Genomic DNA, 19,037 nt, shown 5'->3' on the forward strand with positions numbered 1-19,037 from the left:
AATTGAGAAAATATCAAATAGTAAGTAGTTGATGATGTTAGGTTGAGCCTTTCGTCTGCGCTCAAGACAGGCAAAAGTCGAAACCTATATAAATCACTAAATACTTGAAGTTCTCTACTTAAGTTTATCTTGAGCGCAGACGAAAGGCTCGATCAAACATTGAAATTGACTATTAGATATTTTATTTTAAGCAAATAAATTTAATGATTTACCCAAAAATTCCGCTTGCACAAACGGTTATTCAACTCTGTAAAGCGAAAAACATAAAACATATTGTTATTTCTCCTGGTAGCAGAAATGCACCTTTAACCATTGGCTTTACGAACGATTCGTTTTTTAAATGTTACAGTATTGTTGATGAGCGATGTGCTGCATTTTTTGCTTTAGGAATTGCACAGCAATTAAAAGAACCAACGGCTGTGATTTGTACTTCGGGTAGTGCCTTACTAAACTATTATCCAGCAGTAGCCGAAGCTTATTATAGTGATATTCCCTTGGTGGTTTTATCGGCAGACAGACCGAAACATTTGATTGGTATTGGTGATGGACAAACCATTAACCAAAAAAATGTTTTTGAAAATCATATTTTATATGCTGCTAATTTAAAACTGGATTTAAATGATGATAAAAATGTTCCTGGGCATGAAGAACTTCCGATTTTTAAAAATTTAGAAAATAAATTTGAGCGTTTGTTGGGTTTACAAAAAGACATTCAAACGCATAATGAAGAAGAGGTAAATACAGCTATTAATTTTGCTAGAATTAAAAATGGGCCTGTACATATTAATGTGCCTTTTGATGAACCGCTTTATGAAACTATTCATACATTAAGGGTGTCACCAAAAACTATTGATGTTAATGTAGAGCCTGAAGGTATTGAAGATTACGTGTTGCAATCTTGTTTAGAAGATTGGAATACGGCTTCAAAAAAAATGATTTTGGTTGGTGTTAACGCGCCTAATCAGATAGAAAAAAAATGGCTGGTTGAATTGGTTAATGATGATAGTGTTATTGTACTTACTGAAACGACATCGAATTTACATGACCCAAGTTTTTTTCCGAGTATAGATCAACTAATTGCACCACTTTCTGAGAAAGAAAAACAACAGCTACAACCTGATATTTTGTTGACTTTTGGTGGTTTAATTGTTTCAAAAAAAATTAAACAGCTGTTACGGAAATATCAACCTAAAAATCATTGGCATATTAACAGTAAAAAGGCTAACGACACCTTTTTCTGTTTAAATAATCACATTAAAAAAAAACCGAATGAGTTCTTTCAAGTCTTTTTGCCTAGAGTTACGCATTATGTAAAAAGTAATTATAAAGACAGATGGGAAGCCGTTAAACAACATCGCCTTAAAAAACATAAAGCCTATTTGGAGACTATTCCTTTTTCAGACTTTAAGGTGTTTAGTACCGTTTTAAAATCGATTCCGGACCATTATATTTTACAATCAGGAAATAGTTCTGCCATTCGTTATATGCAACTATTCAACATAGATAAAACCATTGAGGTGTTTTGTAACAGAGGAACTAGCGGCATAGATGGAAGTACCTCTACAGCCATAGGATGTGCTGTTGCTATTAAAAAACCAACGCTACTTATAACTGGAGATTTGAGCTTTTTGTACGATAGTAATGCCCTTTGGAATAATTACATTCCTAAAAACTTCAGAATTATTATTGTGAATAACCAAGGTGGTGGTATTTTTAGGATTTTACCAGGACATAAAAACACTGAGAATTTTGACACCTATTTTGAAACGAATCATCATTTAACGGCAGAACATTTATGTAAAATGTATGGTATAAATTATAAATCCGTTTCAAATGAAAACACATTAAATTCATCATTAGAAATGTTTTATTTAGAAGACAATCAGCCTAAATTATTAGAGATTTTTACCCCAAAGCAAATTAATGACGAAGTACTGTTAAAATACTTTGATTTTATTAGCAAAATAAGTGACTTGTAAGTAATTGTTGTGTCTAAAATTTAGTTATCTTTAAGACAGCTATTAATTCAATTATTTTATTAACACATTAAACGAAATCATTATGAGTAAAAGAGACGAGCTTATCGTAAAATATGCTGCAGATTTAAAAGACAAATGCGGTATGAAAGCAGACATGGATTTATTAACCAAGGTGACTATTGGTTGTGGACCATCTATTTATAATAAAGATGCTGCAACGGTTTCAGGTTCAGATGAATCTGAGTTAGCTACAGTAAAAAACAACTTCTTAATTAAGAAATTAGGATTAAGTGATGGTCCTAAATTGGATGCAGGTATTGCTTCTGTTATGGACACATACGGAAGATCTAACCGTAATAAGTATAGAGCGGTAGTTTACTACATGCTTACTAAACATTTTAAAAAAGAGTCTGTTTACTAGAACTTGATTTTTATCAAATATAAAGCGTTACCAGATGGTAGCGCTTTTTTTATTTTTAAATCTCAGACCCTTCAGGTTTTTAAAATCTGAAGAGTCCTTTAAGTAAAAGGTTTTCACTAATATCATCTGTCACAATTTTTTCCTAAAAATATAACTAAAACTTGTTCCTCTCTTTGTTTTAAAGGGAGGACAATTTCGATTTATTGAATTTAGGATGGCTGAGTGCATAAGTATTTAAAGGGTTTTTAATTCTAAAATTTGATAAACTTTGCGTGAAAAAATTAAATGGCTACATATTACTGTTGCGGCGATTGGTTGCGCAAGGGATAGCAGTGAAACATTTATGTTCATGAATTCATTAATATAACATAGAAAGGCATGAATAAAAGCCCACAGCGAGTCCCGATAGTTATCGGGACGAGCGGGACTTGTAACGGATAGCCCGACCCCTGAGGGTTGCCTGCCTACCTGCAGGCAGGCGCCCTTAAATAGATATTAGACTACTTGATACAGGATTAAGACTGCATAGTGAGACTGCGATTGAAAACTTAATTTGAACCTCCCAAGTGCATGCAATCTTTTAAATGCTGCATACTCTTAAATGGTACTGGTGCTTTCTCGTACATATATGTTCTGTTTAATTCTTTTGAAAGGTTATGATCGTCAACATTTATTTCAATATCACTCATTTTAAATTCACATGGGTGCTCATAACCTGCAGCATGAGTAATTTCAACCAACTCTTTTCGAAACGTTTTAAAATATTGAGCTAAACGCTGAGATTTTAGAGTAGGATCAATTCCGTTTTGAAGCCATTTACTTTGAGTAGCCACACCACTTGGGCAACGATTAGTATGACAAACTTGGGCTTGAATACAACCAATGCTCATCATCGCTTCTCTGGCTACATTAATGCAGTCTGCACCCATAGCAAAAGCCATAGCTGCTTTGGCAGGAAATCCTAATTTACCACTAGCTATAAAAACAATACGCTCTGATAACCCCTTGTGTTTAAATAGTTTATATAAATCACTAAAACCGTAAACCCATGGTAATGATACGTGGTCTGCAAAGCTTGGAGGCGCTGCGCCTGTTCCGCCTTCACCACCATCAACAGTAATAAAATCTGGGCCTTTACCAGTTTTTTTCATGATATTTGCTAATTCTTCCCATTGTTCTAGTTTTCCAATGGCTGCTTTAATTCCAACAGGCAATCCTGTGGCTTCGGCTATTTTTTCAATAAAATCAACCATTTCTGGTACATTTGAAAATGCTTTGTGATTTGGAGGAGAAAGTACATCTTTACCGACTTCAACACCTCTAATGGTAGCTATTTCTTTAGTTATTTTAGCACCTGGTAAAACGCCTCCTTTTCCTGGTTTAGCACCTTGTGATAGCTTTACTTCAATGGCTCGGATAAAAGGATTGTTATTAACGAGGTCTGTCAATTTCTCGATAGAAAATCCGCCATCTTCAGCCCGAACACCAAAATAACCTGTTCCAAAATGAAATACGACATCGCCACCATGACTATGATAAGGTGACAAGCCACCTTCTCCTGTATTATGATAGGCTCCGGCAATTTTAACACCTTTGTTCAACGATTCAATGGCTTTTGCAGAAAGTGAACCAAAACTCATGGCAGATACGTTTATAACTGAAGCTGGACGAAAAGGTTTTTTCCTTTTATTAAATTCACCCATCACTTTAGCACAGGGTAAAAATGTTTTATCAATTTTATTTGGATGATTTTCTGGTAGCTTATAAGGCATCATCGCATTATTTATAAAAATATGTTGATGCTCATAGATGTCTCTATCTGTTCCAAAACCTTCATAGTTGTTTTCTTTTTTTGCGGACGCATAAATCCAACCGCGTTCGATTCTGTTAAAAGGTAATTCTTCTCTATTATTGGCCACAAAATATTGCCGCATTTCTGGGCCAATACTTTCAAGCCAATAGCGTAAATGCCCAACAATAGGGTAGTTGTGGCTTATGGTATGATCCTTTTGAAAAAATATATCGCGTATAGCTACAAGAACTAAGAAAATTAAAATCCAACCCCACCAAGGGATGTTTGATAAAAAATCTAGTATTGAATCCATGTTAGTTATTTAAAAAATCAAAAGTAATTTGAGTTAGTGCTTTAACGCCAAGCAACATACCGCTTTCATCTATTATAAAATCTGGTGTATGGTGAGGAGATGAATGCGCATTCCCTACTGTCATTCCACCAATAAAAAAGTAAAATCCAGGAATTTTTTCTTGGTAATATGAAAAGTCTTCACCGCCAGTAGTGGCTTTCATTATAATTACTTGGTCTTCACCAGCAACTTTTATTAATGCTGGAAGCATTTTATTAACTAAATTAATATTATTGTATGTTATTGCCGTAAAATTTTCAAAACTGATTGAGGCTTCTCCTCCATAGGCCTTTGCTATTGTTTCAACCATTTCTTTCATGCGTCTTAGTATCATTTCTTTCATTTCAGGATTTAGCGTTCTAACAGTACCAATAAGCTCTGTGCTTTCAGGAATAATATTAAATCGAGTTCCACTAGTGATTTTCCCAACAGTTATTACTGCGGCTTCGTCAATTAATTTGGCTTCTCTACTAATAATGGTTTGTAAGCCATCAATTATTTTTGCTGAAATAAGAATAGGGTCTACACCAGACCAAGGTTGAGATCCGTGAGTTTGTTTACCTTTTACATTGATTACAAAACGCTCTACCGCAGCCATAATACCTTCAGTTTTGTATTTAATAGTTCCTACAGGAGTCTCAGAATTAATATGCAAGCCAAAAATAGCATCCACTTTCGGGTTTTCGAGAACACCTTCTTTTATCATCAGTTTTGCACCACCTTCTTCACCTGGTGGAGGACCTTCTTCGGCAGGTTGAAAAATGAATTTTACAGTACCATTTATTTTATCTTTATTTTTTGAAAGTATTTCTGCCACTGCCATTAAAATAGCTATGTGCGTATCATGACCACAGGCATGCATGACACCAGTTTCAGTATTTAGAAATGTGGTTTTTATTTCAGATTTAAAGGGCAAATTGTTGCGCTCAGTAACTGGTAAGGCATCAATATCCGCTCTTAAAGCAATTACTTTTCCTGAACTGTCACCTTTTAATATACCAACAACGCCAGTATGTGCCACACCTGTTTGTAATTCTATTCCTAAGGATTTTAGGTGTTCAGCAATTTTTTTGCCCGTTTTAAATTCTCTATTGGAAAGTTCTGGATTTTGATGAAAATGTCGTCGCCATTCAATAACTTTAGATTCAATGTCTGCATATTGTTGTTCTAAATCTGTTTGTGCGTTTGAGTTTGCTATTCCGAAGAAAGTAAAAAGAAGGATAAGATATTTCATAGACTTTATTTGCCTAAAGATATTCAAATTTTGCTAAAGCTTAATGTAACGATGGATTGTTTATAATTATTAATAATTCAGAGGTAAAAAAAGCATAACATTGGTTATTTTCACGTGATAAAATTGAAGATGATTTGGAAAAGTATTTAAGCCAGTTAAACGAAGCACAGTTAGAGCCTACCATTCAGGTTGATGGTCCTATGATTGTTATTGCTGGTGCAGGTTCTGGTAAAACACGTGTGTTAACATATAGAATTGCTTACATGATGAGTAAGGGTATTGACCCTTTTAATATCTTATCGCTTACGTTTACTAATAAGGCTGCAAAAGAAATGAAAGCGCGTATAGCTAGTATTGTTGGTGCTAGTGAAGCTAAGAATTTATGGATGGGAACGTTTCACTCTGTATTTGCTAAAATTTTGCGTATTGAAGCTGATAAAATTGGATACCCGAGTAATTTTACAATTTATGACACACAGGATTCTGATAGATTAATTGCTTCCATTATCAAGGAAATGCAACTTGATAAAGATATTTATAAATACAAGCAGGTACGCTCAAGAATTTCGTCTTATAAAAATAGTTTGATTACAGTGCGTGCTTATTTTCAAAATCCAGAACTTAAGGAAGCGGATGCTATGGCACGACGCCCTAGAATGGGCGATATTTATAAAGAATATGTTGAGCGTTGTTTTAAAGCTGGCGCTATGGATTTTGATGATTTATTGCTAAAAACCAATGAATTACTCACTCGTTTTCCAGAAGTTTTGGCTAAATACCAAAACCGCTTTAGGTATATTTTAGTTGATGAGTATCAAGATACAAACCACTCACAATATTTAATTGTTAGAGCCTTATCAGATAAGTTTCAAAATATTTGTGTAGTTGGTGATGATGCGCAAAGTATTTACGCCTTCCGTGGTGCAAACATTAATAATATTTTGAATTTTCAGAAGGATTATGATGATGTTAAAGTCTTTCGATTGGAGCAAAATTACCGTTCCACAAAAAACATTGTAAATGCAGCGAATTCTATTATTGATAAAAACCAAACAAAGCTTGATAAGATTGTTTGGACAGCCAATGATGAAGGTGCAAAAATAAAAGTTAACAGGTCTCTAACAGATGGCGATGAGGGACGTTTTGTTGCTAGTACGATTTGGGAAAATAAAATGCAAGATCAGTTAATGAATAGTGATTTTGCTATTTTGTATAGAACCAATGCGCAATCACGCTCCATTGAGGATGCATTACGAAAGCGCGATATTCCTTATAGAATTTACGGCGGTTTATCGTTTTATCAGCGGAAAGAAATTAAAGATGTATTGTCTTATTTACGCTTAATTATTAATCCTGCTGATGAGGAAGCACTTAAACGGATTATTAATTTTCCGCCTCGTGGCATCGGACAAACTACAGTAGATAAATTGATTGTATCAGCAAATGGTTATGGACGAACCATTTTTGAAGTGATGAAAAACATTGATAAAACCGATGTTAAGATTAACTCTGGTACTAGAACCAAACTTCAAAATTTTGTGACGCTTATAGAAAGCTTTCAAGTGTTAAATCAAACTGCCGATGTTTTTGAATTGGCAGAACATGTTACCAGAACTACCCATATAATAAAAGAATTCAATAAAGATGGCACGCCAGAAGGTGTTGCTAAAATGGAAAATATTGAAGAGCTTTTAAATGGTATGAAAGACTTTGTTGAAGGACAAAAAGAAATTGCTGATACGACAGGTAGTTTAGCTGAATTTTTAGAAGATGTGGCTTTAGCAACCGATATCGATGCCGATAAAGGAGATCCAGACCATGTGGCGTTAATGACCATACATTTAGCCAAAGGATTAGAGTTCCCTACGGTGTTTGTGGTGGGACTTGAAGAAGACCTTTTTCCGAGTGCTATGAGTATGAATACACGTAGCGAACTAGAGGAGGAGCGACGCCTGTTTTATGTGGCATTAACACGTGCTGAAAAGCAAGCCTATTTAACTTACGCATTATCTAGATATCGCTGGGGAAAGCTTATAGATTCTGAACCTAGCCGTTTTATTGAAGAAATTGATGAACAATATTTAGATATTGTTACACCAATTGAAGAGCGTCGTTTTAATCCGATGCTTAGTGCAGATATATTTGGTGATGTTGAGCCCACACCCAATAAAATCAGATATAAACCAGCAAAACAACCTACATTTAAAAAAGGGAGTACTACTAAAAAAGAACCAGAAAACTTTCAAGTTACAAGACCTAAAAACTTAAAGCCCGTTGCCAAAACCAATGGAAACACCAATTTATTCGATAGCAAATTGGCTGTTGGGAATATTGTAAAACATATTCGTTTTGGAACAGGTGAAGTCATGAAAATAGAAGGAGCAGGTGCAGATATTAAAGCTGAGATTAATTTTCAGCATGGCGGTATTAAAAAGTTGTTGTTGCGTTTTGCTAAGTTGGAGGTTGTGGGGTAGTTTTCAGTCTCAGTCTCAGTCTCAGTCTCAGTGTCAGTCTCAGTTTACAGATGTGTCCATTTTAACTTGGTGTTTTTATATCTTTACGAGAAATACTGCTTTGTCTCAAAGTTAGAAAAAACTACTTCACCATACATACCGAATTAACATGACCTTCACCATCATGTTCTTTTACACTATTATTCGGATCGGTTATCCATTCACCATCTACAATAAATTTGTAGTGATGCTTTCCGCCAGATAAGGGTATAACGTATTTCCAACCATAATCCATTTTACGCATTTTAAATTCATCTTCATTCCAGTTATTAAACGAACCCGTAAGCACTACTTTTTCAGCATTTGTATAACCTCTTAATTTGAAAGCAGTGTATTCTTTTATGTTTATAACCGAATTATATTCTGAATATTCATTTTTAGTTTTATACGGGTTGCCTGGGTCTTCCATCCATTTACCATCAACAATATAACGGTATTGATAAACGTCTGGTTTCATTTGAAGTGTTAATTCCCAACCCGTTACCGTTTTATTCATTCTAAAAAGGGTTTCATTCCATTTATTAAAAGATCCTGCAAGAATAACTTCTTTAGCGTCTTTAAAACCTTTTAGTTTAAAGTTAGCATTTCCTTTATCACTTGGGAAAGCTGTATACATCTTTAGGTTATATACACCGCGAATTCGTCTTCCGTTTTTTGTGGCTTTAGCAGTATTTGGATCATTTTTAGAAGGTTCAGCCCAAAATGAATTATTGATAACAAATTTGAACTCCCAAGAAAACTCATCAGTAAAATCGGAGATGCTTTTTCTTAATTCATAGGTGTATGTATCAACTTGTTTCATTTTCCAATGGTCAACAGACCACTTGTTGAATTCTCCTGAAACGACCACATTCTCAATATCCAAATCTTGAAAATCGTGGATTTGTCCTGTATATTCTTGTGTGAATTTTTTATAATCTCTGGCATCAAATGTAAACACAACACTATCACCTTCAATTTTATAACCCTTAAACTCATCTTTTTGAGAAAAGGCATTAAAACTTACAAAAGCAATAATAAAATAGATGATATGTAAGGTTGTTTTTTTCACTGATGGTTTAAAGGATAATTTATGAAATATAACTTTTCTTTTTGATAATTGATAATGGTTCTTTTTTGAGCAAAAAACTCATAACCCAAAATACCATCTAGATTAGTACCAAAGGCTTCATTCATTTTACTTAAATTAGTCAGCACAGTAAGCATCGGGCCAAAATAGGTGGTTTCGCTTAATTTAACACGGTGCAATTTTCCTGCCAAAACTTCTATTTTTCTCTTCCCTATACCTGTTAAGCGCAATCTTTTTTTAGGAATAAAATACTTTAAAGCCTTTTTATTGATACTCTTATTTATTTGATTGAACTCCGCCGCAGTATCAATTCCTAGTCTTACTGTATGATTGTTTATGGTTCCTTTTACAACAATTGTATGATGTTTTAGCTTGAAATCTAAACTATCTACAATTTTTTCCAAATATACGTGCTTATCTAATTTATCTCCAAAATCATCCACTTTGGTAAGCGTAATTTGGTTAAGATGCATATCAACAAAGATTTCATATTCTTTTAAAATACTATAGCCAATAACCCCTAAAAGCTTAATTTTTTTGCTTTTTTCAATGTGTGATAAATCAATAACGTCAGAATTTCTATTTTCTAATTTGAAGTTTTGAAGTTTGAATTCCTTAATGTGTTTCTCATAAGAGTTCTCAACCGAATGCATAATTCCTGAAGATGCTTCTTGCTTTTTTTGATAGTTAAATACATTTGAAAAATGGACTTTATTTAAAATAAGAGTTTCTGAACCAGTATCAATGATGAAGTTTCCTTTTTTATTTAAAATTTCTGCTTTTACAACTATTAAGTGGTCTACTAATTTGAAAGGAATTCTAGTTGTGTATTCGTTTAAAACTTCGGCTTGTGAAAAGAGTATAGGATTTTTTATATCATCATTTGCATAAACAAAGTTGATATTTAAAGCCAAAAATGATATAAAAATGAGACGCCTTAGCATATTACTAAGACTAATTTAAGAATGAAATGTTACAAATTTATGTTAAAGATGAGTATTTATGAAAACTTTAAGTTTAGTCCAGGTATCAATAATTTCCAAAACACCCAAACCATGACCAGAATCAGGATATAAATTAAATTGATGTGTAACTCCTAAACTTTCTAGTTTATCTCGCATATCTATACCTTGACTGGTTGGGATTAAATAGTCTTGTCCGCCATAAAATAAAATAGTTGGAGGAGAAGCTATTTTTACTTGATGAAATGGAGTAACTTCTTCAAGAAAAAACCTGTGGGCTTGTCCAAATAAATCTAAAAGAGGTTGCATTAAAAGGCTCGCGTTATTTAAGTATGCAGGATCTGTTAAATTAGTAGGGGTCAACAATACTGCAAACCATATTCACTTTTCTATCGGTATCAAAATCACAACTCCATAAAAGTGATAAATGAGCGCCAGCACTAAGCCCATAAAACCAATATTTTCAGAAATAGTTTATTCTTTAGGTGATTAATTGCTGTAGTGATGTCATTCAATTGCATTAGGTAATGCAGATGGTTTATATCAGCCAATTTGTAGCTTTTATTTTGTTAAAAGTCATTCCCAAATTAAATAAAATACCTGAAATAATTTTTTTTAGGTATGTTCATTTCATAAAATAGAAATATATTTACTTAGTAACGTGATGACAATATAAAAATTATGGCGGAGTTTTTAAGAATTTATGAGGAAAACCCTAATCCTAGAGAGATTAACAAGGTGGTTGCGGTCTTAAAAAAAGGTGGTCTTATCATTTATCCAACCGATACCGTTTATGGTTTGGGATGTGATATTACAAACCTAAAAGCCTTAGAAAAGGTAGCTAGAATTAAAGGCATTAAGTTGGAAAAAGCTAATTTTTCTTTTGTTTGTAGCGATTTGAGTAATTTGAGTGATTACGTGAAACAAATTGATACGTCAGTTTTTAAAATATTAAAACGGGCACTTCCTGGGCCTTATACGTTTATTTTACCTGGTTCAAAATCATTGCCAAATCCATTTAAAAAAAGAAAGACTGTTGGTATTAGAGTGCCAGATAATAATATTGCTTTAGAAATTGTAAAGCTACTTGGAAATCCAATCATATCAACATCTATCCATGATGAAGATGAAGTTTTAGAATATACTACAGACCCCGAATTAATTTTAGAAAAGTGGGATAACTTGGTGGATTTAGTTATTGATGGTGGTTATGGCGATAATGAACCCTCAACGGTGATTGATTTATCTGAAGATGAACCTGTGGTTGTTAGAGTTGGTAAGGGGAGTTTGGAACTGTTTTAGGTTAGTAAACTGTTAGTTGAAATTGTCATTGTAAAGCAGTAAAAGGAGCAATCTCATGAAATTGATTTATAACTTGTATTCTTTTGTTTGACTTACTGAAATAGGACATTGCAAATCATTAAATTAAACTCATTTTAAATTACAGTCTTTTCCGTATTAAACAAGGAAATTACTTATATTTTTCCTACTTTTAAGTTCTCCATTTAAGGCTATTATAATAGCAGATAATTTTTTGAATAAAAAAAGCGATTCGTAAGAACTGCTTTGAATGTTTTAGCTCACGGTTTTATTTTTGATAAACAGGAGTTCGTGCAACATTTAAAAAAAAGAAAGTGATATAGAATTAACTATACCACTTTAAATGTTTTCACAACGGAATAATCCTTATTGTGAATTGCTTTTAGAATTGTATTCAAATATAATAAAAAAATAATAATCTAATTACGGATTTACGTAATAGAGTTTTTGATAAAAATTTAACTTAGATAAAAATATATTAAATGAAAAAAATACTAGGACTCGATTTAGGGACGAACTCGATTGGATGGGCGTTGATTGAATCTGATTTTGAAAAAAAAGAAGGCAAAATAAACGGTTTAGGTAGTAGAATTATCCCAATGAGTCAAGATGTACTAGGGAAATTTGATTCAGGTGTTTCAATATCCCAAACAGCAGAAAGAACAGGTTATAGAGGTGTTAGAAGGTTAATTCAGCGTAATTTATTGAGAAGAGAACGATTGCATCGCGTTTTACAAGTTCTAGATTTTTTACCAGAACATTATTCCAAATCAATTGATTTTGAAAAAAAACTTGGTCAGTTTAAAGACAATATTGAAGTAAAACTTAATTATCGTAAAAATGAACTTGGAAACCATGAGTTTATTTTTAAAGATTCTTTTAAAGAAATGGTAAAAGAGTTTAAACAAAGTCAACCTCAACTATTTTATGAAAGAGAAAATGGTGTTGAAACCAAAATACCTTATGATTGGACACTCTACTATTTACGTAAAAAAGCCTTGTCTAAAAAAGTTTTAAAAGAAGAACTAGCGTGGATTATTCTCAACTTTAATCAAAAAAGAGGGTATTATCAACTAAGAGGTGAAGATGAAGTTGATGAAAATAAAATAGAAGAATTTTATTCTTTAAAAGTAATAGATGTCCAAGAAACTGAAGACAAAAACGCAAAAGGCACTTGGTATAATGTTATTTTAGAAAATGATTGGGTTTATAGAAGACAAAGTAAAGAGCCATTGAATAATTGGGTCGGAAAGAACAAAGAGTTTATAGTAACGACCAATAAAGAAAAGGACGGCTCTTTAAAACAAGACAAAGAGGGCAACGTTAAAAGAAGTTTTAGAGCTGTAGATTCAGAAAAAGATTGGATTGCTATTAAAAAGAAAACGGAGCAAGATATTGAAAACTCAAAGAAAACAGTTGGGCAATACATTTATGAAACACTTCTAGAAAACCCAACTCAAAAAATACGAGGAAAACTTGTAAAAACTATTGAAAGAAAGTTCTATAAGGAAGAATTTATTGAAATTTTAAAAGAACAAATAAAACACCATCCTGAATTACGCGATGAAGAATTATATAAACGGTGTATTCAAGAATTATATCCAAGAAACGAAGCACATCAACACAATATTAAAAATAAAGGTTTTGAGTATTTGTTTACGGAAGATATTATCTTTTACCAAAGACCCTTAAAAAGTAAAAAATCTACCATTTCTGGATGTCAATATGAAACCAGAACATTTAAAAAACAGATTGTTGACAAAGTAACTAATCATGAAAAAGAAATTTGGCATAAAGAACCTTTAAAAGCTATTTCTAAATCGCATCCTTTGTTTCAAGAATTTAGGTTATGGCAGTTTTTAAAGAATTTCAAAATTTATCAAAAAGAAGATGAAAATGGAAATTTAATAGATCAAGATATAACAAGTAATCTATTAAGTACTGAAGAAGATTGTGTGGAATTGTTTGATTTTTTAAATACAAAAAAAGAGATTGAACAGAAACAAATCATTCAGTTTTTTGTTGATAGAAAGCAAATAGAGAAAAGCAAAAAAAACAACTATCGTTGGAATTATGTGGAAGATAAAAAATATCCATCTAATGAAACTAAATCACAATTTGTGTCTCGATTAAAAAAAGTTAAAAATCTTGATTTGGATACATTCTTAACTCCAGAAATTGAACTTAAGTTATGGCACATTATCTATTCTGTTAAAGATAAAAATCAGTATGAGAAAGCTATTGAAAATTTTGCCATCAAAAATAATATAGATGTAGTTTCATTTGTGGAAAATTTCAAAAGACACCCGCCATTTAAAAATGATTACGGTTCTTATTCTGAAAAAGCCATTAAAAAGTTGTTGCCATTAATGCGAATGGGTAAATATTGGGATGAGATGATTATCAAACCAGAAATTAAAAATAGAGCTTTTGATATAATTGAACGATTAAAAGATATTGATTTTAATAACGAAAAGATAGACGAAAATATTACAGATGATGACATCCCAAAACAATTACTAAAAAGCTTTTTAGATTTTAAAGAAAAAAACCCTATAAAAGGTCTTAATACATATCAAGCCTGTTATTTAGTTTATAATCGTCATTCAGAATCAAATAACATTGCGCACTGGAAATCTCCAGATGATATAACTAAATATTTAGAAGAATTTAAACAACATAGCTTGCGAAACCCAATTGTAGAACAAGTAGTTACTGAAACCCTAAGAACGGTAAGGGATATTTGGCAACATTATGGACAAGGACAAGAAGATTTTTTTAGTGAAATTCATGTAGAATTAGGAAGAGAAATGAAAAACCCTGCCAGTAAGCGTAAAGCATTAACGGAAAGGGGTACACAAAACGAAAACACAAATCACAGATTAAAAGAAATTTTAAAGGAATTACAAAATGAGGGTGTTAAAGAAGTTAAGCCATATTCTCCAAATCAGCAAGAAATTCTAAAAATTTATGAGGAAGGTATTTACCAAAGCTTAGATGTAATTGATGATACTATTGAAAAAATAAGAAAGAATAGTTCGCCTACAAAATCTGAAATAGTAAAATATAAACTATGGTTAGAACAAGGTTATATTTCTCCGTATACTGGAAAAATTATTCCTATGAGTAAACTGTTTACTACAGACTATCAAATAGAGCATATCATTCCTCAATCTCGTTATTTTGATAATTCTTTAAGTAATAAAATAATTTGTGAAAGTGAGGTGAATCAATTAAAAGACAACCAAACTGCCTATGAGTTTATTAAAAATCATGGTACGGAAAAAGTGTCTTTAGGAGAGGGGAAAACGGTTGATGTCTATACTTTGGAACAATACGAACAGCATTGCAATCAATATTTCAAAAAAAACAAGGGTAAACTTAAAAAATTATTAAGTAAAGAAATCCCTGAAGGCTTTATTAATCGCCAATTAAATGATAGCAGATACATTAGTAAGCTAATAAAGAGCTTATTGGGTAATTTGGTTAGAGAAGAAAATGAACAAGAAGCCACTTCTAAGCATATTGTTCCTGTAACAGGCTCTGTTACCGCAAAACTCAAACAGGATTGGGGATTAAATGATAAATGGAATGAGTTGGTTGCATTAAGATTTAAGAGATTAAATAACATGACTAAAACTAATGATTTTGGGTTTTGGGATGAGAAAATTAATGCTTTTAGAATACAAGTTCCTGATGAGGTTTCTAAAGGATTTTCAAAAAAACGAATAGACCATAGGCACCACGCATTAGATGCTTTGGTAATCGCTTGTTGTACCAAAAAGCACATTAATTATTTAAATGCTCTAAATGCTGAAAATAAAAATTATGGGTTAAGAGATTCATTATTAATTAAGAATGAAGACAACCATTACACAAAATATTTTCAACATCCTTGGACTAATTTCACAACAGAAACAAAATCCTTTTTAGAAAAAACCATTGTTAGTTTTAAGCAGAATACAAGAGTAATTAATAAAACCAATAATAAAACATTGCAATGGATTAAAAAAGATGGACAGCTTAAAAAGGAATTGGTAAAACAAACTAAAGGAGATAGTTGGGCAATTAGGAAGCCTATGCATAAAGAAACAGTGTCTGGAAAATTAAATATTTCTACTCCAAGAGGGAAAATAGCAACTGCTTCAAGAGTTTCTTTATCGGAAATAAAAACCATAAAACATCTTGAAAAAATAACAGATGCTAGTATTCAAGGCATATTAAAAAGTCATTTAAAAAATTATTTAGATGATAAAGGGAAAGAACAATTTGATTTAGCATTTAATTCTGATGGTTTAGAAGAATTAAATAAGAACATTAAGGTTTTAAACAATGGTAAAAACCACCAGCCTATTTACAAAGTAAGATTATATGAAATTGGAAGCAGATTTAAAGTCGGTTATTCTGGAAATAAAAAAGATAAGTATGTTGAAGCAGCGAAAGGGACTAACTTGTTTTTTGCTATCTATTGGGATGAAAAGCGGCAAAAACGAGTATATGAAACAATACCTTTAAATGAAGTTATTGAACATCAAAAACAAGTAGCAAATCTAACTAAAGATGAACGCACACCTGTGCCAATTAACAATACTAAAGGGCGATTTTTATTTTCATTGTCTCCTAATGATTTGGTTTATGTGCCAACTGATGAAGAAATGGAAAACCCTTCTTTGGTTGATTTTAATGATTTAACTAAAATTAATTTAGAAAGTATATATAGAATGGTAAAGACTTCAGGAGTTGAATGTTATTTTATTAGAAATGATATTTCTAGTCTAATAAAGCAATATGATGCAAAAACTAAATTTGGAGAATTGGGAAGTCAAAATAAATATCAAACAACAATGTGTGATAATACTTTAAAAGTCTCTGATAGATGCTGGAAACTAAAAGTTGATAGATTGGGTAATATTATAAATGTTGTGAAATGATAAACCGCACGCTATTTTTTTTTGTAACCAAAACCACCAAATAACCAAAAAGAGCATTTAGTAGCAATTAGATCAAAAAAATCAATTTCCCTAAATGACAAATAAAAAGTGATTTACAATATAAAATAGTAAGCAACACAAAAAACATATATTAAAAACACTTAAAAACCAATAAACCATGTCAGAAAAACTAAAATCAGAAGGCCAATGCCTCTTTTGCAGCAAACTATATACAAAGGCAGGAATCAACAGGCATTTGCAAAAGCACTTGGAACAAAAGGTAATAGGGGAACGTCCTGGAAAATCGTTTTTGTTAAAAGTAGAAACAAAAAAATCTTGGGGTAGTACGCCCTATTTTCTCTCGTTATGGATAGACGGGGAAGCAGAAATGGATGACCTCGATTTTTTCCTAAGAAGCATCTGGCTGGAATGTTGTGGGCACATGAGTTCTTTTACAAATCCCAAAAACCGACCGCAATATGGTGGGATGTGGGACTTCTTTGAGGCACAAGAATTGTTTGAAAAAGGTAAAACAAGGGCCTATGAGAAAATGATGGAAGAAGGAAAGGGAGAGGTGCCTATGAGCAGGAAAGCCAAAGATGTTTTTGAAGAAAAACTAACCTTGGAATATGAGTATGATTTTGGCAGTACCACGGCGCTTCAAGTGACAGCAATGTCTGTATATCCAGTTAAGGCAGACCAAAAGATTGTTCTTCTATCCCGAAATGAACCTTTAGTGGTTATGTGTAGTGCATGCGGCAAAAAACCCGCAACGCAAATCTGTACCGTATGCTATTATGAGGAGGAATCCCAATTTTGTGACACTTGTGCTGAAGCGCATGCAAAGCAATGTGAGGATTTTGATGATTACGCAGCAATGCCAGTTGTTAATTCCCCTCGTATGGGTATGTGTGGCTATGAAGGTGGCGATATTGATATTGAGAGAGATAGAATTATAAAACAGGCATAAATGATAAAACGCACTCTATTTTTCGTGAATCCAGCCTATTTAAGTACCAAGAATAAGCAGTTGGTGGTCAATTACCCTGATGATAGCACATTGACCAAAACCGTGCCTATTGAGGATATTGGTATGTTGGTTCTTGAAAATCAGCAAATTACCATCAGTAATGGGTTATTGGCAAAACTGATACAAAACAAAGCTGCCATTATAAGTTGTGATAGTTATCATTTGCCCATTAGTTTATTACAACCTTTAGTGGGACATAGCGAACAGACCGAACGTATTAGGTATCAATTAAACGCTAGCGTACCCTTACAAAAAAACTTGTGGCAACAAACCATAAGTGCGAAAATAAGCAATCAAGCATGTTTTATGGATATCCGTGATATTCCAGCACGAAAAATGCATAAGTGGGCAAATGAAGTAAAGAGTGGTGATACTGAAAACCATGAAAGTAGGGCAGCGGTATATTACTGGCAACATATTTTTGGTATAGACGATTTTAAACGCGGACAGCATGGAGATGCTCCGAATAACTTACTGAATTATGGCTATGCAATTTTACGGGGTATTACAGCTCGTGCCTTGGTAAGTAGTGGCATGTTGCCTTCAGTGGGTATTTTTCATCGTAATAAGTATAATGCCTTTTGTTTGGCAGATGATATCATGGAGCCTTATAGGGTTTTTGTGGATGTGTTGGTAAATGATATTGTACAGTCTGATGAGCCTTATAAAGAATTGACAACTTCATTAAAAACTGGTTTATTGCAATTACCTGTAATGGATGTGATTATTGATGGTAACAAAAGTCCTTTAATGGTCGCTATGAGTAGAACAACCAATAGTTTATATGAATGTTTTACAGGAATAAGCAGAAAGGTTTTATATCCAGAGTTTGTTTAAAAAGACCTCTTGACTAAGCTCGATGTGACACTATGGAAAATGATAGATTTTCAAGATTAAACCAATATAGAAGTATGTGGGTGTTAGTGTTTTTTGATTTACCGACCGAAACGAGAACGGATCGAAAACGAGCAACCAAGTTTAGAAAAAACTTGCTGGATGATGGTTTTAGTATGTTCCAGTTTAGTATTTATATGCGCTTTTGTGCCAGTAGGGAAAATGCCGAAGTGCATACCAAACGCGTTAAAAAAAGTTTGCCAGAATTTGGAAAGGTAGGGGTGATGCAAATAACCGATAAACAATTTGGGATGATGCAACTGTTTCACGGACAAAAACCTGCGACATTGGAAACACCTTCGCAACAACTAGAACTGTTTTAACTTAAACTGTCATGCTGTTCTGAGGCTTCGGGAGATTCGCATCTCATTTTAAAAAAAGTTAGAAAATAAAATGTCAGGTCGAGCGCAGTCGAGACCTTCTTAAAAGCTTTAAATTATACATCCTAATAAATCACTTAACGAGCAGTATATCAATTTATTAAGTCTTGATATACTGCGAATGCTAAGTAAAAATACAATTCTGAAAGCAATTCACAAC

General features: G+C 32.8%; 13 protein-coding genes. 8 read left to right on the forward strand and 5 right to left on the reverse strand.

Features of this window, described 5'->3' with window-relative positions:
* Positions 1-203: 203 nt before the first annotated feature.
* A complete protein-coding gene (locus AAC024_RS10990) occupies positions 204-1,979 on the forward strand; it encodes a thiamine pyrophosphate-binding protein (protein WP_339895438.1) in 1,776 nt (591 codons plus the stop codon).
* Between the two features lie 82 nt (positions 1,980-2,061).
* Positions 2,062-2,400: a DUF2853 family protein gene (locus AAC024_RS10995; RefSeq protein ID WP_339895439.1), complete on the forward strand. Its 339-nt coding sequence runs from the start codon at positions 2,062-2,064 to the stop codon at positions 2,398-2,400.
* 548 nt (positions 2,401-2,948) lie between these two features.
* Here the strand turns inward: AAC024_RS10995 and AAC024_RS11000 are convergent.
* Both AAC024_RS11000 and AAC024_RS11005 read right to left on the reverse strand, forming a co-directional pair.
* Entirely contained in the window at positions 2,949-4,505 is a 1,557-nt protein-coding gene (locus AAC024_RS11000; protein ID WP_339895440.1) for an FMN-binding glutamate synthase family protein, read from the reverse strand.
* A 1-nt stretch (position 4,506) separates the two neighbouring features.
* A complete protein-coding gene (locus tag AAC024_RS11005) occupies positions 4,507-5,778 on the reverse strand; it encodes an amidohydrolase (RefSeq protein ID WP_339895441.1) in 1,272 nt (423 codons plus the stop codon).
* Positions 5,779-5,912: 134 nt separating this feature from the next.
* Here AAC024_RS11005 and AAC024_RS11010 point away from each other — a divergent pair, with 134 nt between their 5' ends.
* Positions 5,913-8,252: a UvrD-helicase domain-containing protein gene (locus AAC024_RS11010; protein ID WP_339895442.1), complete on the forward strand. Its 2,340-nt coding sequence runs from the start codon at positions 5,913-5,915 to the stop codon at positions 8,250-8,252.
* Positions 8,253-8,373: 121 nt separating this feature from the next.
* On the opposite strand, the gene AAC024_RS11015 is transcribed toward AAC024_RS11010, so the two are convergent.
* The 3 genes from AAC024_RS11015 to AAC024_RS11025 are packed head-to-tail and all read right to left on the reverse strand — an operon-like array spanning position 8,374 to position 10,631.
* On the reverse strand, positions 8,374-9,342 hold the full coding sequence (locus AAC024_RS11015) for a glycogen-binding domain-containing protein (protein ID WP_339895443.1): 969 nt from the start codon (positions 9,340-9,342) through the stop codon (positions 8,374-8,376).
* On the reverse strand, positions 9,339-10,304 hold the full coding sequence (locus tag AAC024_RS11020) for a pepsin/retropepsin-like aspartic protease family protein (RefSeq protein ID WP_339895444.1): 966 nt from the start codon (positions 10,302-10,304) through the stop codon (positions 9,339-9,341). The genes AAC024_RS11015 and AAC024_RS11020 overlap by 4 nt, the downstream gene beginning before the upstream one ends.
* A 42-nt stretch (positions 10,305-10,346) precedes the next feature.
* Positions 10,347-10,631: a prolyl oligopeptidase family serine peptidase gene (locus AAC024_RS11025; protein WP_339895445.1), complete on the reverse strand. Its 285-nt coding sequence runs from the start codon at positions 10,629-10,631 to the stop codon at positions 10,347-10,349.
* A 372-nt stretch (positions 10,632-11,003) separates the two neighbouring features.
* Between AAC024_RS11025 and AAC024_RS11030 the strand changes: the two genes are divergently transcribed.
* The 5 genes from AAC024_RS11030 (at position 11,004) to cas2 (ending at position 18,820) form a co-directional block, all read left to right on the forward strand.
* The gene (locus AAC024_RS11030; RefSeq protein WP_339895446.1) at positions 11,004-11,624 is read left to right on the forward strand and encodes an L-threonylcarbamoyladenylate synthase; all 621 of its coding nucleotides are present in this window, start codon (positions 11,004-11,006) and stop codon (positions 11,622-11,624) included.
* Between the two features lie 500 nt (positions 11,625-12,124).
* Positions 12,125-16,573, forward strand: a complete 4,449-nt coding sequence (cas9, locus tag AAC024_RS11035; RefSeq protein WP_339895447.1) for a type II CRISPR RNA-guided endonuclease Cas9 — start codon at positions 12,125-12,127, stop codon at positions 16,571-16,573.
* Positions 16,574-17,015: 442 nt separating this feature from the next.
* Positions 17,016-17,543, forward strand: a complete 528-nt coding sequence (locus AAC024_RS11040; RefSeq protein ID WP_339895448.1) for a hypothetical protein — start codon at positions 17,016-17,018, stop codon at positions 17,541-17,543.
* A complete protein-coding gene (cas1, locus tag AAC024_RS11045) occupies positions 17,544-18,440 on the forward strand; it encodes a type II CRISPR-associated endonuclease Cas1 (RefSeq protein WP_339895449.1) in 897 nt (298 codons plus the stop codon).
* Positions 18,441-18,472: 32 nt separating this feature from the next.
* Positions 18,473-18,820 carry a CRISPR-associated endonuclease Cas2 gene (gene cas2 / locus AAC024_RS11050; RefSeq protein WP_339895450.1) on the forward strand — a complete coding sequence of 116 codons (348 nt, stop codon included), beginning with the start codon at positions 18,473-18,475 and terminating at the stop codon, positions 18,818-18,820.
* The last annotated feature ends 217 nt before the right edge of the window (positions 18,821-19,037 follow it).

The sequence above is a fragment of the uncultured Algibacter sp. genome, from assembly GCF_963976535.1.
In the GTDB taxonomy this organism is placed as follows: Bacteria; Bacteroidota; Bacteroidia; order Flavobacteriales; family Flavobacteriaceae; genus Algibacter_B.